This window comes from Amycolatopsis sp. NPDC003676, assembly GCF_053587275.1.
Genome location: NZ_JBSFNS010000029.1, coordinates 63,517 through 89,844, shown reverse-complemented (window position 1 = coordinate 89,844; position 26,328 = coordinate 63,517). Strand labels below are relative to the sequence as shown.

Genomic DNA, 26,328 nt, shown 5'->3' with positions numbered 1-26,328 from the left:
GCGACGTCGAGGCCGCCGCGGCCGCCGTCCCGCAGATCCGCACCTGCGCGGCGGTCGCCCGGACGGACGCCGACGGCCGAGTCGCGCAGCCGCGGTACAGCCGTTCGTAGACGTCCTGCAGCCGCGCCCCGGCTCCGACTCCGGCCGCGGCCCGAAGATGCGCCGCTCGGATTCGTCGATACGCCGGTCGTTGATCGATGCCTCACGCCGGCTCATCAGGCCGTTCTCCGCGAACTCCCACAGTTCGTTGCCGTAACTGCGCCACCATTGCCCGTCCGCGTCGCGGCTCTCGTACTGGAACCGGACGGCGATGCGGTTCTCGCGGAATCCCCAAAGTCCTTTGCGCAGCGCGTAATCCTGTTCGCGCTCCCACTTCGCGGTGAGGAACTCGACGATCGCGGCGCGACCCACCACGTGGGTGTCGCGGTTGCGCCACACGGAATCCGGCGTGTACGCGAGCGAAACCTTCTCGGGATCCCGAGTGTTCCACGCGTCCTCCGCGGCCTGGACCTTCTTCAACGCGGCGGACAGGTCGAACGGCGGGAACGGAGGCCGCGATTCGGTCATGACAGGGTCCTTTCAGTTGATGAGCTGAGGATTGCGTGGGTACGGCGTGTGCGCGACCTGACGCGGTGCCGGCCGTCCGGAGACGATGCGCTCCACTTCGAGCCGGACGATCCGGCCGGTGTAGCCGTCGTCGCCGGAACGGCCCGCTTCTCCCCATTCGATCGCGGCGGTGCCGGAGACTTGCAGGACGCTGCCGGTGCCGAAGTCGAAGAAAAGCAGTGCAGCTTCCGGGTTCGCGGCGATGTTGCCGAGGCTGTTGAACAGGTTGTTGCCGGGATAATCGGGCCAGCACAGAGTGTTTCCCTCGACGCGGACGAACCCGGGCGCGCCGCCGCGATGGGACGCGTCCGCGCCGTCGCCCGGATTGATGGTGCCGAGGAAGAACGTGTCGGCTTCTTGGATCAGTTCGGCGTCGCCAGGACTCAGCTCTGCGCGCGTTTGCACGGGCGCCGTCGGCTCGATTTCTTCGGACAGCACACGCTGCTGGATGTATTGCGGGCAGTTGCCGTACGCCTGCTCGATGTCCACGATCAGGTGGTCTTCGGCAGCTGTTGAGAGATTGCCGTTGATCCGGACCCGGCGGCGCGTGGCGAACTCGATGCTCGTCATCCCGAGCTTCTGCCCGGCCGGGAGCCCGTGCAGCGGATCGCCTTCCGGGAGCGCGCGGTGGATCGCGAGCGTCGTCGCCGATCTGGTTTCGAGAAACCCGGGCGGGCCGACGATCGGCGACGTCCAGAGCTGCCCGCCGACGTCGCGTCCAGTCACGACGAGGAGCGTTCGTTCGGCCAGGAATCCCGCCATTCCCGCGGAAATCCCGGCGGGCTCGGCCATCCGGGACAGGCGCGCGGCCTGGCGTTCGACTCCGGCCTCGCGCTGGACCGCCAACTCGCCGGCGTGGAAGGCCTGCTGGATCGCCTGGTTCATGCCACCTCCTTTTCTCACGGGTCGCACGATGATGTTCCGTGAGAAGTTCTAGCAGTCGCTTCTCACGGATGCAACCCGTTCCATCCGTGATACGGTTTCGGCCATGGGCATGCTGCCGGACGAGGTCGTGCCGGTCCGTCTGATGGCGACCGTCTGGGCCGACACGAGCGGGCTCCACGACGACCTGCGCACCCGCGAAGACCTCGACGCGTGGCTCGACGACGCCGGCATCGAACACGGGTCCCGGCCATCGTCCGCAGCGGAACTGACACTGGCGCGGCGGCTTCGCGACGCCGTCCGCCGTCTCGCCGCCCAAGTCACCGCCGACGATCGACAACCCGCGAGCCTTGAGTTGGATACCGCCCTTGGCGACTTGAACGACCTAGTGACCCATCTGCCTGTCCCCCAGCTGACTTTCGTGGCCGGGCAATTGCAGGAGAGTTCCTCGCGCGGCACTTCGCCTGTTGTCACTGGATTAGCCCGGGTAGCGCGAGAATCGATCGCGCTTTTGGGCGGTCCGGAAGCGGCAAAGCTGCGCGCCTGCTATGCGCCGGGTTGCGTGCTCTACTTCATGAAGACGCATCCGCGCCGCGAATGGTGCTCAGTCGCCTGCGGCAACCGAGCGCGCGCCGCACGGCATTACGAGAAGGTCCGGTCGACGCGCTGACAGTTCAGCCCAGCAGCACCACCGCCGTTTCCGCCGCGCGCTTGAAGACGTCCTTCGCGACCCGCATGCCCGCCATCACGACCGCGCCCTCGTGCAGCAACATGATCTGTTCGCCCGTCTGGCGCGGATCCGAAACGCCCGCCGATTCGGCCAATTCGACGAAAACGCCGAGCATCCACTTTTTGCTCTCGGTCACCACCGCGTATGCCGGATGTGCGGGATCGCTGATCTCCGCGTGCGCGTTGATCATGCTGCAGCCCTTGCCGCCGTACTTCTTCGCCCACGCCGCGGACGCGTCAAACGCCGCCGTCAACCGGTCCCGCGGATCCGCTCCGGCCTTCCCCAGCCACTCGCCCAGAAACCCCCGCCAGCGCGCGTCGCGGGCGGACAAATACTCCACGACCAGCCGGTCCTTGGAGCCAAACCGGTCGTAGAGCGTCTTCTTCGTGACTCCCGCCTTCGCCGCGATGACGTCGACGCCGACCGCATGGATTCCGCGCTCGTAAAACAACTCCGACGCGGCCGCCAGCACCGCTTGCGCCTTCGGGGTCCATTCGATCGTCATGGCCCCAGTGTATACCGATCTGTATAGTCCAGTGCCATGGGTAAACCGATCAGTATAGTCGGAGCGGCCGTCCTGTTCGTGGTGTGCTGGTCGTCGGGGTTCATCGGCGCGAAACTCGGCGCGGCGGACGCGTCCGTGCCGACCGTGCTGATGTGGCGGTTCCTGCCGCTCGCGCTGCTGCTGGCGCCGTTCCTGCGGCTGCGGCCCGTTGGCGAACTGGGCAGGCACGTCCTGATCGGCCTGCTGTCCCAGTCGGGCTACCTGCTCACCGTTTACTGGGCGATCAGCGAAGGCGTCAGCACCGGCACGACGGCACTCATCGACGGCGTGCAACCGCTGGTCGCCGCCGCGCTCGCCGGTCCGCTGCTCGGTGTCGCGGCGACCGGTCGGCAATGGCTCGGACTCGCGCTGGGTCTCGTCGGCGTCGTCCTGGTGAGCTGGTCGGACGCCGCGTCGCACGCCCCGGCCTGGGCGTATCTGATCCCGTTCGCCGGAATGCTCGGACTGGTCGCCTCCACCGTGCTCGAACGCCGGGCTCGCGTCCCCGCTCCCCCGTTGCGCGCGCTGGCCATCCATTGCGCCACCTCGGCGGTGGTGTTCACCGCCCTCGCGCTCGCGACCGGGAGTGCGGTGCCGCCCGCGTCCGGGCACTTCTGGTTCGCCCTGACCTGGCTGGTAGTGCTGGCGACCTTCGGCGGATACGGGTTGTATTGGCTGCTCGTCGGACGGATCGGCATGACCGCGGTGAACAGCCTGATGTTCCTGATCGCACCGGTCACCTCGGTGTGGGGCACGCTGTTGTTCGGCGAGCCGTTCACCGTGCTGACCGGAGCAGGCCTCGGGCTGGCCTTGGTCGCGGCCGTCGTCGCGAACGGGCGAGTCAGCCGCCGTAGCGCTGCCGGACCACCTCCGGAGTCTCGAGGTTCTTCCCCGCGTCCATGTTCTGCGCGAGCCGGAGGTACTGGCCTTCCGCCCACATCAACGGCGCCGCGCTCCCGGTCGGACGGCCCAGCCCGAAGCACGCGACGTCGGCGCGATCCCACACCTGCTCGGGAATGAAGTAGCCGTCGTTCGCCGCGTCCGCCATCGACTTCAGGTACACCGCCGCCGGGCGCCCGTTGGCCAGCTCGTACTCGCCGCGCTCGCCGGACAGCACCGGCCAGAGCCGCCCGAACCGCTGCGGCCCGTTCGCCGGCCAGCCGGTGCAGGCCGTGGTGCTCTCGCCGTAGTTGTCGTGCGGGTAGCGGTGGAAGTAGATGTCGCCGCTCGGAGTCGTCACCTGCATCGGCGCGTTGCCGTCGCGGGCCGCCGCCGTCGGAGCCACCGACTCCGCGACCGCCGGGTCGGCTGGCGCGCGGAGCCCGAGCCGGACCAGGTCGAGGAACCCGAAGTCGACGACGTCGTGCTCGTAGAAACACCCTTCGTCGAAGCAGATCTGGCCGTTGTCGTTCGGGTCGGTGCCCTTGTCCAGCCGCTCGTAATACGTGTGGCCGCCCCAGTACCCGGAGGTCGTCCGCGTCCAGCCGTCGAGCTGCGCCCGCCACGAGTCCGCAGTGGACTCCCACTGCTGCGCCGCCGCGGTATCGCCGTTCGCCCGCGCGATCGCCCCGGCCGTGACCAGCCCGGCGACCTCCGCCGCGATCGACGACGGCGACCGCCCGTACTGCTCCTCCCACCGCTCGGTCGTCGCGGGCCCGCTCGTCCGGATGTGCTCCGCCGTCACCTTGACCCGCGCATACGTCGCCGCGTCCGTGAGCCCAGTCATCCAGGCGAGGATGATCGCGTCGGAATCCTGGTCGAGCTGCTCGCAACAGCCGAGCTGCTGCGGCGTCGCACCCGGAACCCCGCTCACCGGGCTGTACCGGGGAAACGCACCGGCCGGGTACGTCGTCCCGTCGCCCTGCGTGGGCGCGGAAATCCACTGCGAGGACCACAGGAACTGCGCCATCCGCTTGGCCTGGGCCGCGTCGCCCGCCGCGAGCAGCCCGGTCGCCTGCTGGTACAGATCCCGGCCCCACACGCGGTGGTAGCCGTCGTTGAGCGCGTCACCGTTGACGACGTCGCCCCACGGCGTGGCCAGCCCCGCGACACTCGCGCCGCGATGCGTTTTGTCCTCCGCCGCGTGCAACGCCATCAGCGCGACGTAATACGCCCGCCGCTGCCGCTCGTCGCCCGCCACACTGCCCGGCGCCGCCTTCACGCTCCCGACATACCCCTCCCATCCGCGCCGATACGCCTGCTCTAGAGTGTCGAACCCGCTCGCCAGCGACCCGTCCGCGGCCGCCGCCGCTCCCGGTGCGTCGCTCCCGTACCCGAGCGCGACCGAGAACGTCGAGTCCTGCCCGACCGGGATCTGTCCACAGTGGACTATATTGCCAGAATTGGTGGAATCGAATTGATTCGTGAGACGTTGATGTGCCCGCAAGTCTACCAGGCAATCGCTCGCGGCGCCCGAATATCCGTTGTCATGCGCGACGAACCCCGTCGAGACCCGCAACGCCGACGCCACCGTTGTCTTGGCCCCGAACAGATCCTCCGTGCCGCTCGCCGTGAGCCCAGTCCCGTCCCATGCCGCAATGTCATTCGCCGCGCCGCCCGCCATCGACGGATTCGCCAGCAGGTAAACCTGATACTGACCGCCGTCGAGCGACTGAAACCGCGTCCGGGTAAGAAGAGTCGGCCGTCCAGAGTCGGTGACGTACGTCGTAGTGATGCGGTAACGCCCGTTCTTGGCGGTGTTCGTGATCGTGTACTCGAGCGCCTTCTCGTCCGGCATCGAAACGACGTGCTCGGTCGCGTCGCGCTCCAAGTCCACAAAGGACTTCCCGTCAGTGACGACGTACTGCATGTCCTGCATGTTGGCGACGTCCGCGCGCGGATAGAACACCTCCGACGCAACGCCCTTCGCGACGGTGAACCACACCGGGCTCGCCGTCCCCGCCGCCGTCCCGAGGGCGGATTTGTCCCCAGTTGTCCAGGATGCCGGGCCGCCGCAGCAATCTCCCGGCGTGCCTCCCGCCAGTCCTTGCCCGCTTCCTCCCGCTCCGCCTTCCGCCTGACCAGGCTTCGCACCCACCTCGGCAGGCGCTATCCCCTGTCCCACCACCGAAATCCCCACGACCGCGACCACTGCCGCCGCCCGTCCCCACTTCCCACCGACCATGCCGCCCATGCTGCCCGCCGCCCTTCGCTAGAACAACAGCCGAACGGTGGGAACCGCTCCGCCGTCGCCGCGAAGGAAGTCCCACCCGATGGAGTGACCGGGAAGCCCCGGAAACTGTCGTACCCGGATGGTCTGCTGATTCCCGAGCGGCGCCCGCCCCGGGCCCGTACCGAGCAGAGGAGCGTCGCCATGGCCGGAGAAACCGTCCGCACCGGCATCGGAAACCTGACCGCCGAGCCGGAACTTGCCTTCGCTCCTCGACGGCAGCACATGCACCAACCGTGCGCGACGTGAGCGATCCCGCGACAAGCCTCATTCCACACAACTGAACACACACACACACACATCTCTCGACAAACGGAAACCGATCGAGCCCACTCGATCACCACATTCGCCGCCGACTCGGCGGCACCAAGACCGAGGAGTTTGACTATGGCCGGAGAAACCGTCATCACAGTAGTCGGGAACCTGACCTCAGACCCGGAGCTGCGCTTCACCCCGTCCGGAGCCGCAGTCGCGAACTTCACCGTCGCGTCCACGCCCCGCACGCTCGATCGCCAGTCGGGCGAGTGGAAAGACGGCGAGGCGTTGTTCCTCAGGTGCAGCATCTGGCGGCAGGCAGCGGAAAACGCCGCCGAGAGTCTCTCCCGAGGCGCGAGAGTCCTGGTCACCGGACGTCTGGTCCAGCGCTCATTCGAGACCAAAGAGGGGGAGAAACGCACCGTAGTCGAACTGCAGGTGGACGAGATCGGCCCGTCGCTGCGGTATGCCACTGCCAGGGTCACCAAGGTCAGCCGGAACAGCGGCGACACCAGCGGGCTAAGCGGGGAAGCCTGGGGCGCCTCGCCGGCCCCCGCCGGAATCGGTGCGGGTGGTGAGCCGCCATTCTGATTCGCCCTCGCGGCGGCCAGCTAATCCCCAGCCGCCCATCCGACCGACCAAGACGTCGAACCGAAGGACACGCTGCCTCAGACACGCTTCCCACAACCGAAAGCGCCCGCGCACCTCGGACGGCCACCCCGCCACCGATCGGCGGCCGCGTGCGGGGGTTCGCCCGCCGAGGCAAACCCCCACACCGCTCAGCCGATCTGGTAGGCGCGGGTGATCGTCTGACTCACCGCGTTGCCCTTGTCATCCGCGGCCTTCAACCCCCACACCACTCACCCAATCTGATAAGCACGGGTGATCGTCTGACTCACCGCGTTGCCCTTGTCATCCGCGGCCTTCGCCCGCAACGACGCGAACCCGCTCGCCGGATTGCGGACCTTGGCCGTCCACTGCGGACCGTCCTGCGTCAGCTCCACCGGTTGCCAGGTGGCGCCGTCGTCGTAGGAGATCTCCACCGTCAGCTCGGCGACCTTCGGCGGCGAATCCTGCCGGGTCACCGTCACCGGGAAGGTGATCTCCTTGCCTCCCGGCACGATGTTGCGCAGGTCCGCGGGCAGAGCGAATCCGATCGCGAGCATGCCCAGCGGGCCGTCCGCGGACAACGTCGGCGCGACCGTCCACTCGCCGCTGAACTTCGTCGAGGTCGGCCACCATGGCTTGCCCCGGGTCACCTCCGTGGTGATCCGGTACGTGCCGAACCGCGCCGGGGCCTGGAAAACCCCGCGGCCCGGCGAGTTCTGGACGCCGAGCGGCTGACCGTCCAGATAGGCCGAAGTGGTGCCCCGGTCCAGTTCGGAGGTGTAGCCCGCGCTGCTGCCGTGCCCGGCGGCGTCCGGGCCGAGGGGCCGCCCCGGTCGGCTCCGGCGATCGCCACAGCGGCGCCGATGACGATCACCGCTGCCGCGGCGATCCACCAGCGCCGCCCAGTGCACGACGCCAGCTTTCGCTTGACCTCGGTAGGCGGGGTCGTTTCCGGCGCCGGAGTGCTCTTCCCTTCGATGGACCGCACTGCGTTCACCAGCGCGTTGTTGGCTGCGGCCAGGGACCGGCGGCTGGTGAGCGCCTCGGCGCGCAGCGAGTTCAGTGCCTGGTCCAGCTCGTCGTTCGTCCACAAGCGACGGACGTTGTTCTCAGTCATCGATGCGCTCTCCTTCCGGACTGTGCGGGGTCTTGGGCGCGGCTTGGGCGCGGAGCAGCCGCCTGACCCGGTGCAGCCGGGAACGGACCGCGCCCGCGGGAATGTCGAGTACGGCGGCGATTTCAGTGGCGTCCAGCTCTCCCCAGCTGGTCAGCAGCAGCACGTCCCGGTCCCCCGGCGCGCGCTCGGCCAGCGCGGCGGCCAGTTCCCGGACCCGGGCCTGGGCGTCGACCTGGTCGGCCACCCGATCCGCGTGACCGTGGGCGACCGGTGGCCCGTGCTGGTGGGCGGTCATCCGCAGGTACCGGATTTCGGCCCTGGCATGCTGGCGCAGCAGGTTGGTGGCGATGCCGAACAGCCAGGCGCGGGCGCTGGCCCGTGCCGGGTCGTAGCTGGCCCGGCGCTGCAACGCGATCAGGAACGTGTCACTGACCAGGTCGTCGGCCACCGTCGGCCCGGCGCGGCTGGCCAGATACCGGCGCACGTCCAGGGCATGCCGGTCGAACAAGCGCTGGAAGACCGGCTGAAGGTCGTGCCCGCACGAGTCCGGTCGATCGTCACCGTCCGCCGCGCCCGCCGCGGCGTACCGCTCCGCCCTAGTCACACCGGATATTGGCCGGAGCCGCCGGAAGTGTTCATCCCCGGCCGCGCGACACGAAGCCCAAGACCCCGACCGCCCAATTCACCAGGACAGGTTCGCCAGGCAGAAGCCGCGGCTTCGGCAGCCCGACCGCCGCCGCGCGCATCCCGGCATCGGCCTGCCGCACCTTCCCAGGTGGTCTGGTCCTTTCGCACAAAGGTCCATACCATTGCCCGAAAGCCGACTATCGGCCCTGACCGGCCGGAAATCCCGCTGGTAGCTTCCGATTCATGCCCGCACCTCGCCGGACCAAGGCCGGAATCCCAGTCCTCGCCGCGATTTCCGTACTGCTGCTGGCTCCGCTATCCGCGCCAGCCGCGCAGGCCGCTCCCGCCGGACATCCCGGCGTGAGCGTGCAAGACGAATGCAGCACCCCGTCGATCAACCGGCTGCAGAAGTGGCTGGCCAGCGGCGAGGGCACGACCGTCCCGCCCACCGGAAGCCTTCTCGTCCCCGAAGGCGACGGCTACGCGGCGAAAATCGTCTTCCAGAACAACGAATGGCACGTCGCCGTGGTCTGGCTGGGCAACCAGTTCGACGCCCAGGCCGACCTCAGCCATTCCACCGGGTTCTGGCTGACCTACAGCGCCGACGACGACTTCTACGTCCAGCTGCGCCCCGCCTCCCACTGGAGCGGCGGCGACAAGTGGCTCACCCGCATCCCCTCGACCGGCGGCCAACTGGTCCGCAAGTTCTTCCCCTTCGACCCCGACGCGTGGACGTGGCTTCCCGAACTGGGCCAGCCGCAGTACTCCTTCGCCTCCGCGCTGACCGAGGCGCGCGGGTTGGTTTTCGTCGGCAAGACCCCCAACAGCCTCGACTTCCGCGAACTCCTCATCGACGGCTACCAGCCGCCCTGCCTCTGACCCCGCCCGCCGCCTCGGCCCCGACCAAGCGGCCGATCCGCCGAGGTTGGGGTGCCCGGCAGGCCAGGAACAGCACCCAGCTGTCTCCTGACCTGCCGGGTCCGCCGGATCCGGCAGGCCCGCCGCGCTCCTGACCGCTGCGGCCGCCACCGACCGACATGACTCCCATGACCCCATGACCGCAGTCAACGGCCGTTTTGCTGCGGTTGATCGACAGCGCCGGGCACCGCGCACCAGCCACTAGCCACCGGGGCACCGGGGCACCGGGGCACCGCGCACCAGCCACCGCGCACCGCGCACCGCGCACCGCCCGCTAGTTCTGCACCGCGGGCCGGATGGTGATGTCGCCGATCTCCACGTCGTCCGGCTGCTCGATCGCGAACCCGATCGCCCGCGCCACCGCCGCCGGGTCCAGCGCGAACTCCTCGACCCGCCGCCAGATCGCCTCCCGCTCCCCCGGGTCGTCGATCGAATCCGCCAGCTCCGTCCGGACGAACCCCGGCGACACCGACGTCGTCCGGAGAACTCCGTCCGTGGACTCCTGCCGAAGCGCCTCCAGAATCGTCCGCACCGCGTTCTTCGTTCCCGCGTAAACCGCCTGCGAGGGAACGATCTTCAACCCGGCCGTCGACACCGTCGTCACCAGATGACCGCGGCCCTGCCGCCGGAAAACCGGCAGTGCGGCCGCGATCCCGTGCAGCACCCCGCGCACGTTCACGTCGATCATCGCCGACCAGCCCTCGACGTCGACGTCCGCCACCGGTCCCAGTTTGGCGATCCCGGCGTTGCTCACCAGCACGTCGAGCCGGCCGAATTCCTCGACCGCCCGCTGCACGAGCCGATCCGAGTCCGCGCGCCGAGTCACATCGGTGACGCACGCGATCGCGCGACCGCCTCCGTCGCGGATTTCCTTCGCCAGCGCCTCAAGCCGATCCTCCCGGCGCGCGCCCAGGACCACCGCCGCACCCCGTTCGGCGAGCAGCCGGGCGGTCGCCTCGCCGATTCCGCTGCTCGCCCCGGTGATGGCGACGACTTTCCCAGCCAGTACTGGCATTCCCACCCCTGACACATAAATGGACACGTGTCCGGAAAGCTTACCGGACACGTGTCCGCATAAGCCAGGGGGCACGAGCGGCATCAACATCGGCTGGAGCGCAGTCAAGGAAGCGTGAGCACCGCCGAAATTCGGCCCCGCGCCAGGTCATGCTCAACCGACCCGAACGACCACCCGAGAAAGGCCCGCAGGTGAGCGACCTAGCTGCCGCACTGACGCTGATCGGCGTATTCATCGCCTTCGCCATGACCTTGCGCGCCGTCCAGCGCCACCTGACCCGCGATCAGCAGCAGTGCTCGCCTCGCCAGGCCTCGAGTCCTTCGCGGACCGCGACCGCCGCGATCACCAACGCCGCGACCGGATCCGCCCAGTACCAGCCGAACAGCGCATTCACCAGCAACCCGACCAGCAGCACGCCGGAAAGGTAAGTGCAGAGGAGCGTTTGCTTCGAATCGGCGACCGCGCTCGCGGAGCCGAGTTCCCGCCCAGCCCGGCGTTGCGCGCCCGAAAGCACTGGCATGACAACCAAGGACACGGCGGCAAGCACAATCCCCGCGGTCGAATGCGAGGTCTCGCCGCCGCCGAAGAGCGATCGCACCGAGTCGGCCGTGACATAGGCCGCCAGCAGGAAGAACGACGCCGCGATCACCCGCAGCGCGACCCGTTCCCGGCGTTCCGGATCCGCGCTCGCGAACTGCCACGCCACCGCCACCGCGGACAGCACCTCGGCCACCGAGTCGAGCCCGAACGCCACCAGCGCCGACGAGGACGCGATCGTCCCGGCCGATACCGCGACGATCGCCTCGACCACGTTGTACGTGATCGTCCCGGCGACCAGCCACCTAACTCGCCGACGCAGGACGGCGCGCCTCTCGGCATCCACCGCTGGACGCGGGCCGCAACTGGCGAGCGACAAGCCGCCCGGTGCCGCCGGGCGACAGTCCGGACAATTCTCGCTCATCGCACGACCCGCGATTCCTCGTCGCACGCATCCGTCGGCGCGACAGCCAAAACCACCTGCGTCAGCTCCGCCAACGCGCGCGCGAGATGCGGATCGGCGATCGCGTACCGGACCTGCCGACCCTCGTACGTCGCGATCACCAGCCCGCACCCGCGAAGGCACGCAAGATGATTCGAGACGTTCGACCGGCTCAACTCCAGCTGTGAAGCCAACTGCGCCGGGTACACGACCCCGTCCAGCAGCGCCACGAGAATCCGGCAGCGCGTCGGATCCGCCAATGCCCGGCCGAGCCGGGCGAGCGCCAGTTCGCGAGTCTCGGAGGTCAGCACAGCCGCAACAGTACAGCACTGACTGAATCAAATACACTGGCGAGGTGGACAACCTCCTCGGCGACTTCCTCCGCGCCCGACGCGAGCGGATCTCCCCTGCCGACGTCGGGCTGCCGGACAGCGGACGGCGTCGTGTCCGAGGGCTGCGCCGCGAAGAACTCGCGCTCCTGGCGGGAATCAGCAGCGACTACTACATCCGCCTGGAACAGGGACGCGACCAGAACCCGTCCGCCCAGGTGCTCGACGCGCTGGCCCGGGCCCTCGGTCTGGACGAACCCTCCCGCCACCACCTGCACCAGCTCGCCGCGCCAACGCAACCAGGCCAGGCCGAGCCGCACGTGCCCGCAAGCATCGTCGAACTGATCTCGACCTGGCCGACAAACCCGGCGTACGTCCAGGACCGCCTCACCAACGTCCTCGCCGCAAACGAGATCGCCGCAGCGGTTTCGCCGAACTACGCGATCGGCCGGAACCTGCTTCGCGCGGTCTTCCTCGACCCGGCCGAGCGAGACCTCCGCCGCGACTGGGACCAGACGGCAGCCGACGGCGTCGCCGGTCTGCGCGCCACCCTCGGCCCGAATATCGCCGACCCGGCCGCCGCCGAACTCATCGCCGATCTGACCGCCAGCAGTGAAGAATTCCGCGCTCTCTGGGCCCAGCACGACGTCAAACCAAGGACCGGCCACCTAGTCCGCTTCCGCCACCCAGCGGTCGGAGACCTCGACCTGCACAGCGACAAGCTGGACATCCCCGGCCCGGCAACCCTGCAACTGGTGATCTTCCACGCGACCCCCGGCAGCCGCGACGCCGAGGCACTCGCTTCCCTGGCAGACCTGATTCCCGCGCGATGACAACGGAAACCGGGCCGGAGCACGCACCGCCCCGGCCCGATTCCCGTCAGTCGGCCGCTTCGAACTCGCGCACCGCGTCCAGTGCGGCACCCATCGCGGCGTTGCCCTCGCGTTCGATCATGATCTCGACCAGCACCGGCCGCCGGGTGCGTTCGGCCTCCTTGCGCGCCCATTCGAGCGAAGACCGGATCTCGCCCGGGTCTTCGACGCGCGTGCCGGAGCAGCCGTAGGCCTCCATGATCTTCACGTTGTCCGTGCCGTGGTCGTCATAGTGGATGTCGACCTGGTAGTTCATCTCGTACGGCAGCTCGGACTGGCGGATCAGGCCCAGGTACTCGTTGTTGAGCATGACGAGCACGAACCCGACGTCGTACTGCGCGGCGACCGCCAGTTCCTCCACCAGGAACTGGAACGAGTAGTCGCCGACCACGCCGACGACCTCCGCGTCCGGCCGGGCCTTCTTGACGCCGATCGCGGCCGGGATCTCCCAGCCGAGCGGGCCGGCCTGGCCGCACACCTGGTAGTGCCGCGGCAGGTGCGCGCGCTGGAACTGCCCGGACCAGATCTGGTACAGCCCGATCGCGGTGACGAAGTACGTCTCCGGTCCGTAGAACTCGTTGAGCTCCTTGAACACCCGCGGCGCCTTGATCGGCGTGCAGTCGAAGTCTTCCTTGCGCGGCAGCTCGGCCTTGAGGTCGCCGAGCCGCTTCACCCACGCGCGATCCCGCGTCGGAGCGGTCCGCGCGTCGAGCGCCGCCAGCAACGCTTCCAGGAACTCGCGCGTGTGCGAAACGACGCCGAGGTCCGGGCCGAACACCTTGCCCAGCTGCGTGGGCTCGATGTCGACGTGGATGAACTTCCGGTCGCCGCGGTACACCGACAGCTCGCCGGTGTGCCGGTCGCCGAACCGCGCGCCCAGCGCCAGGACCAGATCGGACTCCAGGAACGCCGCGTTCGCCCAGCGCTGCGACGTCTGGATGCCCGCCATGCCGGCGAACAGCTCGTGGTCCTCGGGGAAGCTGCCCTTGCCCATCAGCGTGACGCCGACCGGGACGCCGAGCCGCTCGGCCAACTGCCGCAACGGGTCGCTCGCCTCGCCGAGCACGACGCCGCCGCCGGCCAGGATCAGCGGACGTTCGGCGGCGAGCAGCATGTCCAGCGCCCGCTCGACGCGCGCCGGCGACGGCTTGACCGTGCTGACCGGCAGCGCCGAATCGATCGACGAATCCCACTCGATCATCTGCTTCTGCACGTCGATCGGGAGGTCGATGAGGACCGGGCCGGGCCGCCCGGACCTGGCGATCCGGAACGCCTCGCGGAAGATCCACGGCAGCTGCGCGGCCTCCTTCACCTGGACCGCCCATTTCGTGACCGGCCGCGCGATCTCGACGATGTCGACCGCCTGGAACGCTTCCTGGTGCAGCTTCGTCGTCGCGGCCTGCCCGGTGATGCACAGGATCGGGACGGAGTCCGCGTGCGCGGTGTAGAGGCCGGTGATCATGTTGGTGCCCGCCGGACCGGACGTGCCGATCGCGACGCCGACGTTGCCGGTCGTGCGCGCCCAGCCGTCGGCCATGTGCGTCGCGCCTTCTTCGTGGCGGACCACGAGATGGTCGATGCCGCGGCCCTGCATCGCGTCGTACAGCGGCAGGATCGCCGCGCCCGGGCAGCCGAAGGCGACGTCGATCCCTTCGTCGACCAGCACGTCGACGACTGCCTGCATAGCGGGGACTCGGGCCATGGTCAAACCTCCTCGGACGAGCGGCCGGACAGTTCTTCGACGACCTTCAGCAGCGCGGAGTGGTCCAGCGAGCCGTAGCCCATCGCCCGTCCGGCCGCGACCAGCTGCGCGACCAGGCCGGTCAGCGGGAGCGCCACGTCGGACTGCCGCGCCGCGGCGAGCGCGATGCCCATGTCCTTGTGGTGCAGCTCGATCCGGAAGCCCGGCTCGAACTGCCGCGCGACCATCGACTTCCGTTTCAGTTCCAGGATCCGGCTGCCGGCGAGACCGCCCGCCAGCACGTCGAGCCCGGTGCCCGCGTCCACTCCGGACGCTTCGAGCAGCACGATCGCCTCCGCGACCAGCCCGTAGATCCCGCCCACCACCAGCTGGTTGGCCGCCTTCACGACCTGACCGGCGCCATGCGGGCCGACGTGCGCCACGGTCTTGCCGAGCGCGTCGAACACCGGCTTCGCCGTGGCGAAATCGGCCTCGTCGCCACCGACCATAATGGACAGTGTCGCCTGTTCGGCTCCGGCCTGACCACCGGACACCGGCGCGTCCAGCACCCGGATCCCTTTGGCCGCACCGGCTTTCGCGACCTCGATCGACGTCTCCGGCCGGATGGTGCTCATGTCGGCCAGCAGCGTGCCGGGCGCGATCGTGTCGAGCACGCCGCCGGGGGCGAGCACGACCTGCTCGACCTGCGGGTGGTTCGGCAGCATGGTGATCACGACCTCGGCCCCGGACACCGCGTCGGCGACGTCCTGCGCCGCGCGGCCGCCCGCCGCTTCCAGCTTGGCCAGCGCGTCGGCGTTGAGGTCGAACCCGCTCACCTCGTGTCCGGCGGCGGCCAGGTGCGCGGCCATCGGCGTGCCCATCACGCCCAGTCCGATGAACCCGATCCTGCTCATCAGTTTCCCCTTCGCTCGTACGGCAGCCAGGCCAGCGAGTCCACAGTGGAACCGTCCGGTTTGTACTCGATGCCCACCGGTCCGGCGTAGCCCGCCGCCTGCAGCTTTTCCAGATGTCCTTCGAGATCCAGCTCCCCCGTGCCCGGCTGGTGCCGGCCCGGCGCGTCGGCGATCTGCACGTGCCCGGTGCGCGGGGTGTAGCGGGCGATCACGGTGTCGAGGTCGTCGCCGTTGACCGCCAGGTGGTAGAGGTCCGCGAGCAGCCGGACGTTGTCCAGGCCCAGCTCGTCGAGCACCGCGACCGCGTCGGCCGCGGTCTTCAGCGGGTACGCCGGGGTGCCGGACAGCGGTTCGAGCACCAGCTGCGCGCCGATGCCCTCGGCCGCCTTCGCCGCGGTCGCGAGGTGCGTGCGGGCCAGATCGTCCTGTTCGGACGGTGCGACCCCGTCGATCCGGTTGCCGTACAGCGCGTTGAAGCTGCGGCAGCCGAGCCGTTCGGCGAGCCCGAGCGCGACCGTCAGGCTCGTCGCGAACTCCGCTTCGCGGCCGACCCACGACACGAGCCCGCGCTCGCCCGCGGCCATGTCGCCCGCGTAGAAGTTCAGCCCGGTCAGCTGGACGCCCGCCGCCTCGATCGACCGCGCGAACCGGTCGACGTCGGCCCCGGACGGGTCGGCGCTGTCGAACGGCCACCAGTACTCCACCTTGGTGAAGCCCGCTGCCCGAGCGGCCTGCGCGCGCTCGAGCAGCGGGAGTTCGGTGAACAGGATCGACAGGTTGGCGGTGTAGGGCAGCGAGTGCCGCTCCCCGGCGGGACCGGTCATGAGTACCTCGGCTCCTCACATCTCGATCAGCTAATTTCGCTTTGTGGAAGTTTTCTTCCGTAGTTCGAGAATAGCTGGACGCGGAGGCTTCGGTCAACGGGCAGCGGCAGGTTTCCCGGGCGTGCGGGGACGGCAAGATCCACCGGGGCGTCGTTCGGCTGTGACGCGCACGGGCGACAGAGAGGGGATTCCGAACCCGACCGTCCACAGTGATGAGAACTTATTCCAATGTAGACAGTCGTGCGGTTTTCGTTTCAGCAGAACGGAATCGCCGTGCTGGTGTGATTGAGCAGCCCGATCGCCGCGTGGACGTGCCGCAACGCGGGAGCCTCGACGCCAGTCAGGTCCGCGAGTTCCACAACCGCGCCGATGATCGCGTCGATCTCCAGCGGTTTGCCCGCTTCCAGGTCCTGCAGCATGGACGTCTTGTGGTGCCCGACGCGCCACGCTCCGTCGATCCGCTTCTCCACCGAGACCCGCGGATCCGCGCCCGCGGCCCGGGCGATCGCGAGGGTTTCGGCCATCATCTCGGCGACGAGCGTGCGGATTCCGTCGTGCTCGCACATCTGCGCCATGGTCGCCCGGGTGAGCGCGGACAGCGGATTGAACGCGACGTTGCCCATCAGCTTGACCCAGATGTCGTCGCGCAGCCTCGGTTCGACCGGGGCCTTGAGCCCGCCCGCGACCATCGCGTCGGCGAGATTCCGGCAGCGGACGGAGATTTCGCCGGACGGTTCGCCGAGCGAAAACCGCGTACCCTCCAGGTGCCGGATGACGCCCGGCTCCTCGATGACGGTCGAGCAGTAGACAACACAGCCGATCGCCCGCTCGACTGCGAGCACACGACTGGTCGCCCCGCCGGGATCGACCGCCTCGACGCGATGACCCGCCAGCGGATGGCCGGTCAGCCCGTGGAAGTACCACCACGGAATGCCGTTCTGCGCCGCGACGAGCGCGGTGTGCTCGTGGAGCAGCGGCTCCAGAAGATCGCCGCAGTCCGGGTAGGAATGTGCTTTGAGGCCAAGGAAAACGTAGTCGACAGGCCCGATGTCGCGAGGGTCGGACGTGACGTGCGGACGCGCCGTGAAGTCACCGCGAGGGCTCAGGACCCGCACGCCGTCCGCCGCCATCGCCGCGAGATGCACCCCGCGCGCGACGAGGTGGACTTCGGTGCCGCCGCGATGGAGAGCCGCGCCGACGTACGCGCCGATCGCTCCCGCGCCCAGAACCGCCACCCGCATGGTTGCCTCCCGGTCCGGATCCCGCCGACGTTAGATTGCATACAGTATCCCGTCTAATGCCTGCCGGGCCAGGCTTTGGTTATCGGAAGCAGCGATGACGCGGGGCGGCCGCGGTGGCACAGCGAGGCGCGACAGTGATGCGGGGATGCTGTGGTGACGCGGAGATGCTGTGGTGACGTGGGTGCGGCGGGGCTGCCGCGGAGTGCCGTAGGTGCCGCGGTCACGCGGGGCGCGCCATGGATGCCGCGGTCACGCGGGGTGCCGTGGGTGCCGTGGGTGCTGCGGGTGCCGTGGATGCCGCGGGGTGCCGCGGGGTGCCGCGGTCGCGCGGGGTGTCGCCGTGACACAGCGACGCACCGCAGTGATGCCGAGTGCCGCAGCGATGCCCGGCCGTCCGGTGCCGCAGGATTCCCGCGACCAGACCGGCGGTACGGTGCGGTCAGGGCGTTACGCCAGCCAGCTCGAGGTTCGCGGAACGGCCGTGCGCAAAGTCGTCGTGCGGCCGGTCAATCTGCTTGCGGCTCAAGGGAAACTGTCGCCCTTAACGTTCCGGCCAGCGAGGGTCAGACCTCGCGCACCGACTCCGCCACGAACCCGGACAACACCAGCCGCGCGGTGCACCGGCTGTGCCCGGAGGCCGTCGACGTCCGGCGGCGCACCACCACCTCGTACCGCCGCCCGCCCGCGTCGACCAGCACGCTCCGGTCCTCGCCCCGGGATTCCTCCGCCACCGCCAGCACCGCGTCGAGACCGCGCAGGCCAGTCCGGCCGCGGATCTCGATCTCGGCGAACTGCGACCACGCGCTCTCCGCGGAGGTGCGGCCCCGCAAGTTCTCGAACCGGACGTTGCCGCTCAGCGCTTCCTTCGCCACCAGTTCGGCTTCGGGCACCGCGAGGCTGCCGTGGAGGTAGCCGTCGGGCACGGTCAGGAGGTTGCCCGCCCAGCGGTCCCCGCCGACGTGGCTGACCTCCCACACCCGCCCGGGATGGTTCTGCGCGAGGCTCGCGACCAGCGGACGGCCGAACACCGCGCAGCACATGTCCTTGCTGCCGTGGGTGCAGACGAGAAAGAGCGGACCGGACACCGGCTCGCCGTGCCCGCGCCGTCCGGCGGCGACGGCTTCGAGGTCAAGGTGGGCGAGTTCGTCGAGGTCGGCGACGTCGAGTCGCTCCGTCCAGCGATTCCCGGGCTGCCCGCTGGCGACGTAAACCGCACGCGGAGCGCCTGGCTCCCGCGCGTGCCGCCCTGGCTTCCGGATCAGCAGCGGCCGCAGGCCTGCGGCGCGCGCGGCTTCGAGGCGCTCGGCGGGAAACATCGCGGCCAGGACGTCTTCGAGCGCGTCCGGACCCCACGAGCCCGGCTGCTCGACCAGCAGCCAGGACGTCATGCGCGCGGCGGTCCCGGCGGGCTCGCCGCCGAGCTCGCGAGTCAACGCGGCGCATCCGGGCGCAGCATTCCGGCCCGGGAAGCAGATTCCCGGCCCCGAGTGCCGCACGTCGGGCTTAGGCATGCCTAAGTATAGCTGACGGCTCGTCCTGCCTCTCCGAGGCGACCGTCCGCGGCGCGCGACATCACACGATCGGGCAGTACTGGGGCTGGCTCAGCCCCTAGCTCAAGCCCGAGCCACCAGCCCCTGCACGACCAGCTCCCCCAACAGCGCCCGCACCGTCGCCGGAGGCACACCCGGCGCAGCATCGACAAGCACCTTGAACGGCTGCGGCCCACACCCGAGCAACGCGGCGAGCACCGGCCGCGCAGCTTCGGCGAAAACCAGCCGCTTCCCAGCCCCGACCAGGGCCACCGTGCCGTCGCCGTCCGCCAGCGCGGCGCGCGGGACGAGCAGCCGGACCTCGAAATCGTCGTCCGGCGGCAGCAGTTCCGCCGTCGCCGCCCATGGCAGGCCGACGCGGGTCTGCGCCGGAGCCTGGGCGTCGCGGTCGGCGAGGAACCGGTCGACCACGTCGCCCGCGGTCAGCTCCGCCAGCCGGAGACGCAGCGCTTCGGCGCGCTCCGCCCGCGCGTCCGGACCGGCGAACCGGGGCAGGTCCGCGCGGAACAGCTCGTCGGAGCGCAGCTGATCGGCCAGCCACGCCACGAGGTCCACGCCGGTGGCGGCGTTGAACCCGATCGTCAGATGCAGCGACTCCTCGCCGACGGCGGACACGTCGTGCCAATGCCCGCGCGGCAGGTAAAGGACGTCGCCGTCCTCCAGGAGGAAGTCGTCGTGCGGCTCGCCCTCCGGACGTTCCGGCAGCTCGACGTCCCGCTGCAGCGGCGAAGGCCGGGTCACCCCGTGCAGCCGCCACCGCTTGCGGCCGGAGAGCTGGATGATGAAGGCGTCGTGGTCGTCCCAGTGCACGTCGAAGCCGTGCGTGGTGCCCCAGCCCGCGTACAGGTTGACCTGGATCCGCTCGCGCAAGTCGTGTTCGAGCCTGCCCGCCAGCTCGCCGACCTCGTCGACCAGTTCGTTGACCGAATCGAGCACGAGCGTCGCGCCGGCGCGCAGGCGTTCCGCGAACGGGGCCGAGAGCACGCGCGGGACCTGGCCGTTGCGCCGGGTCGAGACCATTTCGGTGTAGGTGTGGGCGGGGACGACGTCGCCGTCGAGCGCGAGCCGCAGCCGGGGGAATTCCAGCCGGTGCTGGCGCAGCACCCGGTCCAGCTCCGGCCACGGGAGCAGCGACGCGAACCGCCCCTTCTCCCCCGGGAACCGCCGCGGCTGCCTGCCGAGGACCTCTGCGAAGAACTGGCCGGCCTCGAGCGGTGCCACGAGGCCGGCCAGTCCGGGAATCTCCGTCATGGAGCGGGACAACGGCTAGTCGTTGCCGTCGTTGTCGGCCACGGCTCCGTTGGCCTTGCCGCGGTCCACCGCGGCGGTCAGCGGTTCCACGCTCAGCAGCAGGCCGCTGGCGGCCGCGTCGGTGTCGGTTGTCATGCGTTCTTGAGCCATCCGGACCTCGCAACGTCGACGACTGGGCCCGCCTCACGCTACGGGAGATCGCCGGGACGGACATCGGTCATTTGAGTGCTCTTCCCCGGCCCCGCGACCACCCTCGGCAGCCTTGGCCCGTCACAGATTCTGCCGGTAATCCTGCTCTAGACCGGCTCGCAGCTGCTGCTCGTCCACCCCCGCGCGCACCAGCTTCGCGGCATCGCCCGCGGTCTCGTTCAGCTTGAGATGGTCGGTCCAGATCGTGGACGAGCGCGGCAGGTCGGCCGGATCGACCTGCCGGGCGGCGTCCCACAATCCGGCCTCGCACAGCGCGGCGCACTGTCCGAGCCGGACGGTCTCTACTTCCACTTTCAGCACCGCTTTCGGGGTGCGATTGCGCTCGGTCATCGACTCGCGCAGCGCGGGTTCCGTGCTGATGACCGCCTTCCCGGTGATCTCCAGTGTGCGGTTGTCCCCAGGGACCACGGCCACTACCGCCACATCGGGGCGTTCGACGACATTGTGGAACGTATCGGTGCGCCGGTTGCCCGGCCGATCCGCGAGCACGACCGTCGTCGGTCCGATCATCCGGGCCACTCCGGGAGGATCGCCCTTGGGACTGGCGTCCGCGTTCCCGGCGCTGTCCCGCGACGTGATCACCGCGAACGGCGCGGCGGCAAGGAAAGCAGCCGCTGCGGGCCCGAGGAGTTCGCCTTCCTCAACGGCGTCGGTGTCCGATCCTGCGGCAGGATCCCACAGGTTCGAGCGGATCACCGCCTTCCCGCAATGCAGGAACGCTTCCTCGACGAGGAGCCCGTCTTCGTCTGCGGTGCCATTGATCCGCAAGGTTTCGCGCCATCCGGGGACGAGCACCAGCAGCGCGGCTCCCGTACCCGGTGCGGCGTCCGCCGGAACGGGAAGCTTGAGTCGCGACTCTGTCTCGGCCTTCGCGAACCCGGACGCTCCGCCGACCATCTCGGCCCGCTGACGACCCCCGACGTCGACGTAGCCGAGCACTGCGGCGGGGCTGTGCGCGAGCAGCACGCGGCAATGCGGGTCGAGGTGGTCGATCGACTTCATCATGACCGGCAGCGGCCGTTCGCCCACGACGCGTTCCAGGTCCGGCACCGCACGGATGATCCCCATGGAGTTAGGTTAACCTAAGAACTTGACTGTGGGCTGCTGCAGTCCTCCTCACCGCCGACGTTAGCGAGGCCGCGCAGCACGGGATCGACCCCGCCGCCGGACGAGTGCCGTGCCGCCCAACCCGGTTTGGCCCCAGGCACGAACGGCACCGGCCAGCGCCAGCCTCCGCCCGCCGTCGGTCACGCGCCGCAGCACTTCCCCACAGCGCCAGCCTCCGCCCGCCGTCCGTCACGCGCCGCAGCACTTCCACGCCAGGCCCGTTCCGCACCAGAACCCGCCTCGCCGAGCCCCGCACCCGCGTCGCCAACGCCGTCGATCCCCATCCGGCGGAACATCGCACACCCGATCCAGAATCCCGGGATTTTGCATACCAAAACCTGTATCCTGAAAACCGAGTTCCTCGAATCCCGCCGCAGATCCCACCACCCGAGGTGCACCGTGACCGAGTCCGTTTCCCCCCTGCCCGAACGCGGGCCCACCGGCCGCCGGACAGCGAAGGGGTCGCTCGCCGGCAAGAGCGGCAACCGGGTGGAGCGGCCCGCGCCGTTGCGGCAGGTCGTGTACGACGCGCTCGCCGAGCTGATCATCAACCGCACGCTCGAACCCGGCCAGCACCTGGTCGAGGCCGATCTGGCCGAATACCTGGGCGTCAGCCGCCAGCCGGTCCGCGAGGCGCTGCAACGGCTGCAGAGCGAAGGCTGGGTCGACCTCCGGCCGGCGCAGGGCGCGTTCGTGCACCTGCCCACCGACGAGGAGGCCGACCAGCTGCTCGGCGTCCGGGCGGTCCTGGAAACCCATTCCGCCCGGCTGGCCGCGGCCTGCGCGACCGACGAGGACATCAAGCGCCTGTGGCAATTGCAGGACGTCGGCATGAAAGCCCTGGCCGCGGACGACAGCGAGCGCCTTGTCGCGGCGAACGCGGACCTGCATTCCTACATCACCGAACTGACCGGCAACGCCGTCCTGTCCGAGCTGATCGGTTTGGTCGACCGCCGGGTTCGCTGGTACTACACGCCGATCGCCCGGCCGCGCGGGCGCGACGCGTGGCAGGAGCACGCCGCGCTGATCGAGGCGATCGCGGCGCACAACGTCGACAAGGCGGAGAAAATCATGGCGCAGCACACCGAACGCACGCGCCAGGCGTTCCACGAACGGCCGGACGCGGCGGAGTGAGCACAGCGGTCCGGGAGCGACGGGGCGGATGCCAGCCGTCCCGTCGCTCCCGGACCCGCGGGGAAATTCAGTTGCCGGCCGCCGGAGCGGTGCGGGCGATCTGCTTGCCCGCCTTTTCCGCCGAGCCGCGCCCGGAACGCCCGGGCTGGCGCAGGAACAGCGTCATCACGGCGGACAGCAACGCGATGGACCCGGCCAGCACATACGCACCGGTGTAGCCCCACGCCGCGATCACCCCGGCCGCCAAGCCGCCGCCTCCGACCCCGCCGACCAGTTTCGCGCTGTAGACGATGCCGTAGTTGGTCGCGTTGTGGTTCTCGCCGAAGTAGTCCGGTACCAGCGCGGCGAACAGCGGATAGAACGCGCCGCTGCCGAACCCGGTCAGCACCGCGAACACCATGAACCAGAACAAGCTGTGCGTCTTGCCCGACCACAGCACGCCGAATTGCGCGAACGCCGCGATCACCAGCACCCAGAACAACGTCGCCTTGCGGCCGATCCGGTCGGACGCCCAGCCGACGATTCCCCGGCCGACCCCGTTCACAATCGCCAGGACACCCGCCGAGGAAGCGGCCACAAAAGCGCCGAACTGGCTTTCCTTGGCGAAATCGACCTGGAAATTGATCCCGAACAGCGATACCCCGCCGATCACCACGAGGGTGACCCACATCAGCGGAAGCATCCCGCTGCGAATCGCCTCCATCGGCGTGAACTGGCGCACCGCGGGCGGGTTCTTGGCCAGGCTTTTCGCCTTGCCCGCCGCACTGCCCTTCAGCCAGGCGATCGGGTCGACCTCGGCCGGCCACCAGTTCTTCGGCGGATCCTTGAACAGGAAACCGCACAGCCCGACCACCACGAGCATGTACAGGCCGATCGCGTCGAGCGTGATCGTCACGTTCTCATGCCCGAGGAAAGCACTGAACAGGTAAATGAACGGCACCGAACCGTACGCGAATCCGCCGTTCACGAAACCGGTCCGAGCGCCGCGTTTCTCCGGATACCATTTACCGACCATGTTGATGCACGTCGCGTACACCAGTCCGGCGCCGATTCCGCCCAGCACCGAATACCCGACGAACGCCACCACCAGATTTCCGCTGTGCGCGATGGAGAAGTAGCCGATCCCGGAACAGACCGCCCCGGCCAGCATCGCCGTCTTCGCTGACACGATGTTCTTCTCCCGCAGCCGCCCGGCCGGGAACGCGACCCCGGCCTGGAACACGGCCCAGATGCTGGCCAGCCAGAACGCGTCCGACAAGGACCAGCCGTATTTCTCTTCGAGCGTTCCTTCGACGGCTCCCCAGCCGTATTCGAACACGCTCACCGCCATCATGGCCACCCACGGCAGCCAGACCATCCAGCTGCGGGACCGTCCCATCAGGTCCCGGGGGCTCTCCCCGATCCGGTACGTCCGCCCGTTTTCGTCGACGATCTCCTGGTATGTCGGTTGGGCTGCGGTCATGAGAATTCTCTTTCGTCACCGTTGACTTCGGTTCCCGTGCCGGGCTGTCTCCGTTCTTCCCCCGAGCCGGGACGCGCCCCGCGTCCCGGCGTCCCTTCCTCGCCGCACTCCGCTGACCAGCGGTTAGGTGTCGGGCAACGTACGCCTCCCTCCGGACTTGATCAAGACAGCAGACCCGCCGAACGCGCCCAGCGGTACTTCGCGCCGAGCACCGCGACCGGCTTTTCAGTCGTGTAGGGATAAGCGACGACGCCGTGGGCGTACAGATGTTCGGCGGCCCGCTCGACCTCGACATCTCCGGACAGCGAAGCCACCACTGGCTTGTGGATCCCCTTGCGCCGGAACTCCTCGACGACGTCCACGACCAGCTCCGCGAACACCATCGGCGGCGTGACGATCGTGTGCCAGTAACCGAGAACCAACGAGTGAATACGATCGTCGGACAGGCCGAGCGCGATGGTGTTCCGATAGGTCGAGGGCGGTTCTCCGCCGGTGATGTCCACCGGGTTGCCCGCCGCGCCGAACGGCGGGATGTATTCGCGGAAAGCGGCGTCGAGGTCGTCCGGGATCCGCATCAGCGTGAGCCCGTTGTCCACACAGGCGTCCGACAGCAGCACCCCGGAACCGCCGGCGCCGGTGATGATCACGACGTTCTCGCCCTTCGGCGTGGGCAGTTTCGGCACGCCACGCGCGTATTCGAGCAGGTCGTTGAGCCCGGGCGCGCGAATGACGCCGCTCTGGCGCAGGATGTCGTCGTAGACCCGGTCATTGCCCGCCAGCGCACCGGTATGCGACCCGGCCGCTTTCGCCCCTTCCGACGTGCGCCCGGCTTTCAGCACTACTACTGGTTTCTTCGCTGACACCCGTTTCGCGGTTTCGGCGAACGCGCGACCGTCCTTGAGGTCTTCCAGATGCATGGCGACGAGTTCGGTGTTGTCGTCGTGCTCGAAAAACGTGAGCAGATCGTCTTCGTCGATATCCGCTTTGTTTCCGACGCCGACAATCGCCGACACGCCCATCCCGGCCGACCGGCTGAAGCCAAGGATCGCCATCCCGATCCCGCCGCTCTGCGACGACAGCGCGACGCCGCCTTTGACGTCATACGGGGTGCAGAAGGTCGCCGACAGGTTTTCCGGCGTGTAGTAGTAGCCGTAGATGTTCGGGCCGAGGATCCGCACGCCGTGTTTGCGCGCGATGGCCAGAACTTCGTTCTGCAGCTCGATGTTTCCCGTCTCGCCGAAGCCCGACGGGATCAGGATCGCCCCGGCGACGCCCTTCGCGCCGGCCTCTTCGAGCGCCGCCGGCACGAACTTGGCCGGGATCGCGAAGACCGCGACATCGACGTCGCCGGGCACGTCCGCGATGCTCGGATACGCCTTGCGGTCGAGGATTTCCGCGGCCTTCGGATTGATCGGATAGATCTCGCCCGCGTAGCCGCCGTTGACGAGGTTCTTCATCACCGAATTGCCGATCTTGCCGTCCTCGGCGGACGCGCCGATCACCGCGACCGCGGCCGGTTTCATGATCCGGTTCATCGCGGTCAGGATCTCGTCCTGGCCGAACCGCACCGGTTCCGCGGCCGCTGCCGGATCGACAAGAATCCGCACGTCCACCGCGGTCGCCCCGGCTCCGGTAGCGAGCACCGGGTTCAGGTCGACCTCGGCCAATTGCGGAAAGTCGGTGACCAGGTGCGACAGCCGGTGCACGACCTCGGCCAGCGCCGCCTTGTCCACCGCCTCGCCACCGCGAACTCCATTGAGGACTTCAGCGGCGGCGATCCCGTCCACCATGGACAGAGCTTCGCCGGTACTCGTTGGTGCCAGCCGGAATGTGACGTCTTTCAGCACCTCGACCAGAACTCCGCCGAGTCCAAACGCGACAATCTTGCCGAAGCTGGGGTCGGTGACCGCGCCGATGATCACCTCCTGCCCGCTGGTCAGCATCTGTTGCACCTGGACGCCGGTGATGCGCGCCGATGCGTCGTATGCCTTGGCATTAGCCAGAATCGTGGCGTAACCGTCCGCGACTTCCTGTTCGGTGCGGAGCCCGACGAGCACGCCGCCAGCCTCGGTTTTGTGCAGGATGTCCGGCGACACGATCTTCAGCACTACCGGCAGCCCGATTTCCGCCGCCTGCGCTACCGCTTCCTCCGCGGACGTCGCGAGCCGTTCCTGTGGCGTCGGAATGCCGTACGCCTCGCAGACCGCGCGTCCTTCCGGTGCTGTGAGCGAGGAACGGCCTTCCTCGGCTACCCGGGCCAGGATTTCCTCGACCGCCGCGCGGCCAGTTTCCGTGGTCATCC

At 69.1% G+C, this 26,328-nt stretch carries 22 protein-coding genes and 2 pseudogenes; 6 read left to right on the top strand and 18 right to left on the bottom strand.

Translation table 11 applies throughout. The features are described 5' to 3' along the window. Positions 1–126: 126 nt before the first annotated feature. A pseudogene (locus tag ACWDNU_RS19470) lies at positions 127–567 on the bottom strand (nuclear transport factor 2 family protein); the annotation flags it as partial. Between the two features lie 12 nt (positions 568–579). Next, the gene (locus tag ACWDNU_RS19465; protein WP_449669897.1) at positions 580–1,491 is read right to left on the bottom strand and encodes a pyridoxamine 5'-phosphate oxidase family protein; all 912 of its coding nucleotides are present in this window, start codon (positions 1,489–1,491) and stop codon (positions 580–582) included. Between the two features lie 103 nt (positions 1,492–1,594). On the opposite strand from ACWDNU_RS19465, the gene ACWDNU_RS19460 reads away from it, so the two are divergent. After that, positions 1,595–2,158 (top strand): CGNR zinc finger domain-containing protein, encoded by a 564-nt coding sequence (locus tag ACWDNU_RS19460; protein WP_449669896.1) that lies wholly within the window; start codon positions 1,595–1,597, stop codon positions 2,156–2,158. A gap of 4 nt (positions 2,159–2,162) precedes the next feature. On the opposite strand, the gene ACWDNU_RS19455 is transcribed toward ACWDNU_RS19460, so the two are convergent. Further along, complete coding sequence (locus ACWDNU_RS19455) at positions 2,163–2,723, bottom strand: TetR/AcrR family transcriptional regulator (protein ID WP_449669895.1); 561 nt, start codon at positions 2,721–2,723, stop codon at positions 2,163–2,165. Between the two features lie 36 nt (positions 2,724–2,759). Here ACWDNU_RS19455 and ACWDNU_RS19450 point away from each other — a divergent pair. Further along, positions 2,760–3,581 (top strand): annotated as a pseudogene (locus tag ACWDNU_RS19450) (DMT family transporter); the annotation flags it as partial. A 22-nt stretch (positions 3,582–3,603) separates the two neighbouring features. Here the strand turns inward: ACWDNU_RS19450 and ACWDNU_RS19445 are convergent. Continuing rightward, complete coding sequence (locus ACWDNU_RS19445) at positions 3,604–5,895, bottom strand: glycoside hydrolase family 15 protein (RefSeq protein ID WP_449669894.1); 2,292 nt, start codon at positions 5,893–5,895, stop codon at positions 3,604–3,606. A 423-nt stretch (positions 5,896–6,318) separates the two neighbouring features. Here ACWDNU_RS19445 and ACWDNU_RS19440 point away from each other — a divergent pair, with 423 nt between their 5' ends. Continuing rightward, positions 6,319–6,777 (top strand): single-stranded DNA-binding protein, encoded by a 459-nt coding sequence (locus ACWDNU_RS19440; RefSeq protein WP_370936908.1) that lies wholly within the window; start codon positions 6,319–6,321, stop codon positions 6,775–6,777. Between the two features lie 269 nt (positions 6,778–7,046). Here ACWDNU_RS19440 and ACWDNU_RS19435 read toward each other — a convergent pair whose 3' ends face one another. Then, positions 7,047–7,706: a hypothetical protein gene (locus ACWDNU_RS19435; RefSeq protein WP_449669893.1), complete on the bottom strand. Its 660-nt coding sequence runs from the start codon at positions 7,704–7,706 to the stop codon at positions 7,047–7,049. A 198-nt stretch (positions 7,707–7,904) separates the two neighbouring features. Continuing rightward, complete coding sequence (locus ACWDNU_RS19430; RefSeq protein ID WP_449669892.1) at positions 7,905–8,516, bottom strand: RNA polymerase sigma factor; 612 nt, start codon at positions 8,514–8,516, stop codon at positions 7,905–7,907. Positions 8,517–8,782: 266 nt separating this feature from the next. On the opposite strand from ACWDNU_RS19430, the gene ACWDNU_RS19425 reads away from it, so the two are divergent. Continuing rightward, the gene (locus ACWDNU_RS19425) at positions 8,783–9,418 is read left to right on the top strand and encodes a hypothetical protein (protein WP_370936905.1); all 636 of its coding nucleotides are present in this window, start codon (positions 8,783–8,785) and stop codon (positions 9,416–9,418) included. 313 nt (positions 9,419–9,731) lie between these two features. On the opposite strand, the gene ACWDNU_RS19420 is transcribed toward ACWDNU_RS19425, so the two are convergent. The 3 genes from ACWDNU_RS19420 to cmtR all read right to left on the bottom strand — a co-directional run bounded on the left by ACWDNU_RS19420 (position 9,732) and on the right by cmtR (position 11,762). Further along, the gene (locus ACWDNU_RS19420; RefSeq protein ID WP_449669891.1) at positions 9,732–10,472 is read right to left on the bottom strand and encodes an SDR family oxidoreductase; all 741 of its coding nucleotides are present in this window, start codon (positions 10,470–10,472) and stop codon (positions 9,732–9,734) included. Positions 10,473–10,755: 283 nt separating this feature from the next. Next, complete coding sequence (locus ACWDNU_RS19415; protein WP_449669890.1) at positions 10,756–11,433, bottom strand: cation transporter; 678 nt, start codon at positions 11,431–11,433, stop codon at positions 10,756–10,758. Beyond that, on the bottom strand, positions 11,430–11,762 hold the full coding sequence (gene cmtR / locus ACWDNU_RS19410; protein WP_370936902.1) for a Cd(II)/Pb(II)-sensing metalloregulatory transcriptional regulator CmtR: 333 nt from the start codon (positions 11,760–11,762) through the stop codon (positions 11,430–11,432). The genes ACWDNU_RS19415 and cmtR overlap by 4 nt, the downstream gene beginning before the upstream one ends. A 44-nt stretch (positions 11,763–11,806) precedes the next feature. On the opposite strand from cmtR, the gene ACWDNU_RS19405 reads away from it, so the two are divergent. Beyond that, the gene (locus ACWDNU_RS19405) at positions 11,807–12,613 is read left to right on the top strand and encodes a helix-turn-helix transcriptional regulator (RefSeq protein WP_449669889.1); all 807 of its coding nucleotides are present in this window, start codon (positions 11,807–11,809) and stop codon (positions 12,611–12,613) included. Positions 12,614–12,659: 46 nt separating this feature from the next. Here ACWDNU_RS19405 and gcl read toward each other — a convergent pair whose 3' ends face one another. The 7 genes from gcl to ACWDNU_RS19370 form a co-directional block, all read right to left on the bottom strand. Beyond that, on the bottom strand, positions 12,660–14,354 hold the full coding sequence (gene gcl, locus ACWDNU_RS19400) for a glyoxylate carboligase (RefSeq protein ID WP_449669888.1): 1,695 nt from the start codon (positions 14,352–14,354) through the stop codon (positions 12,660–12,662). Positions 14,355–14,356: 2 nt separating this feature from the next. After that, positions 14,357–15,247, bottom strand: coding sequence for a 2-hydroxy-3-oxopropionate reductase (locus tag ACWDNU_RS19395; protein ID WP_449669887.1), 891 nt, complete (start codon positions 15,245–15,247; stop codon positions 14,357–14,359). Continuing rightward, complete coding sequence (locus ACWDNU_RS19390) at positions 15,247–16,071, bottom strand: hydroxypyruvate isomerase family protein (protein ID WP_449669886.1); 825 nt, start codon at positions 16,069–16,071, stop codon at positions 15,247–15,249. The genes ACWDNU_RS19395 and ACWDNU_RS19390 overlap by 1 nt, the downstream gene beginning before the upstream one ends. 254 nt (positions 16,072–16,325) lie before the next feature. Beyond that, on the bottom strand, positions 16,326–17,312 hold the full coding sequence (locus ACWDNU_RS19385; protein ID WP_449669885.1) for a 2-dehydropantoate 2-reductase: 987 nt from the start codon (positions 17,310–17,312) through the stop codon (positions 16,326–16,328). A 563-nt stretch (positions 17,313–17,875) separates the two neighbouring features. Next, positions 17,876–18,823, bottom strand: a complete 948-nt coding sequence (locus ACWDNU_RS19380) for a sucrase ferredoxin (protein WP_449669884.1) — start codon at positions 18,821–18,823, stop codon at positions 17,876–17,878. A 102-nt stretch (positions 18,824–18,925) separates the two neighbouring features. Then, positions 18,926–20,113, bottom strand: coding sequence for a cupin domain-containing protein (locus ACWDNU_RS19375; protein WP_449669883.1), 1,188 nt, complete (start codon positions 20,111–20,113; stop codon positions 18,926–18,928). A gap of 270 nt (positions 20,114–20,383) precedes the next feature. Beyond that, positions 20,384–21,391, bottom strand: a complete 1,008-nt coding sequence (locus tag ACWDNU_RS19370; protein ID WP_449669882.1) for a pyridoxamine 5'-phosphate oxidase family protein — start codon at positions 21,389–21,391, stop codon at positions 20,384–20,386. 438 nt (positions 21,392–21,829) lie between these two features. Between ACWDNU_RS19370 and ACWDNU_RS19365 the strand changes: the two genes are divergently transcribed. Beyond that, positions 21,830–22,564, top strand: coding sequence for a GntR family transcriptional regulator (locus ACWDNU_RS19365; RefSeq protein ID WP_370936893.1), 735 nt, complete (start codon positions 21,830–21,832; stop codon positions 22,562–22,564). A 67-nt stretch (positions 22,565–22,631) separates the two neighbouring features. On the opposite strand, the gene ACWDNU_RS19360 is transcribed toward ACWDNU_RS19365, so the two are convergent. Both ACWDNU_RS19360 and ACWDNU_RS19355 read right to left on the bottom strand, forming a co-directional pair. Beyond that, on the bottom strand, positions 22,632–24,026 hold the full coding sequence (locus ACWDNU_RS19360; protein WP_449669881.1) for an OFA family MFS transporter: 1,395 nt from the start codon (positions 24,024–24,026) through the stop codon (positions 22,632–22,634). 161 nt (positions 24,027–24,187) lie between these two features. Continuing rightward, a complete protein-coding gene (locus tag ACWDNU_RS19355) occupies positions 24,188–26,326 on the bottom strand; it encodes an acetate--CoA ligase family protein (protein WP_449669880.1) in 2,139 nt (712 codons plus the stop codon). Between the last annotated feature and the right edge of the window lie 2 nt (positions 26,327–26,328).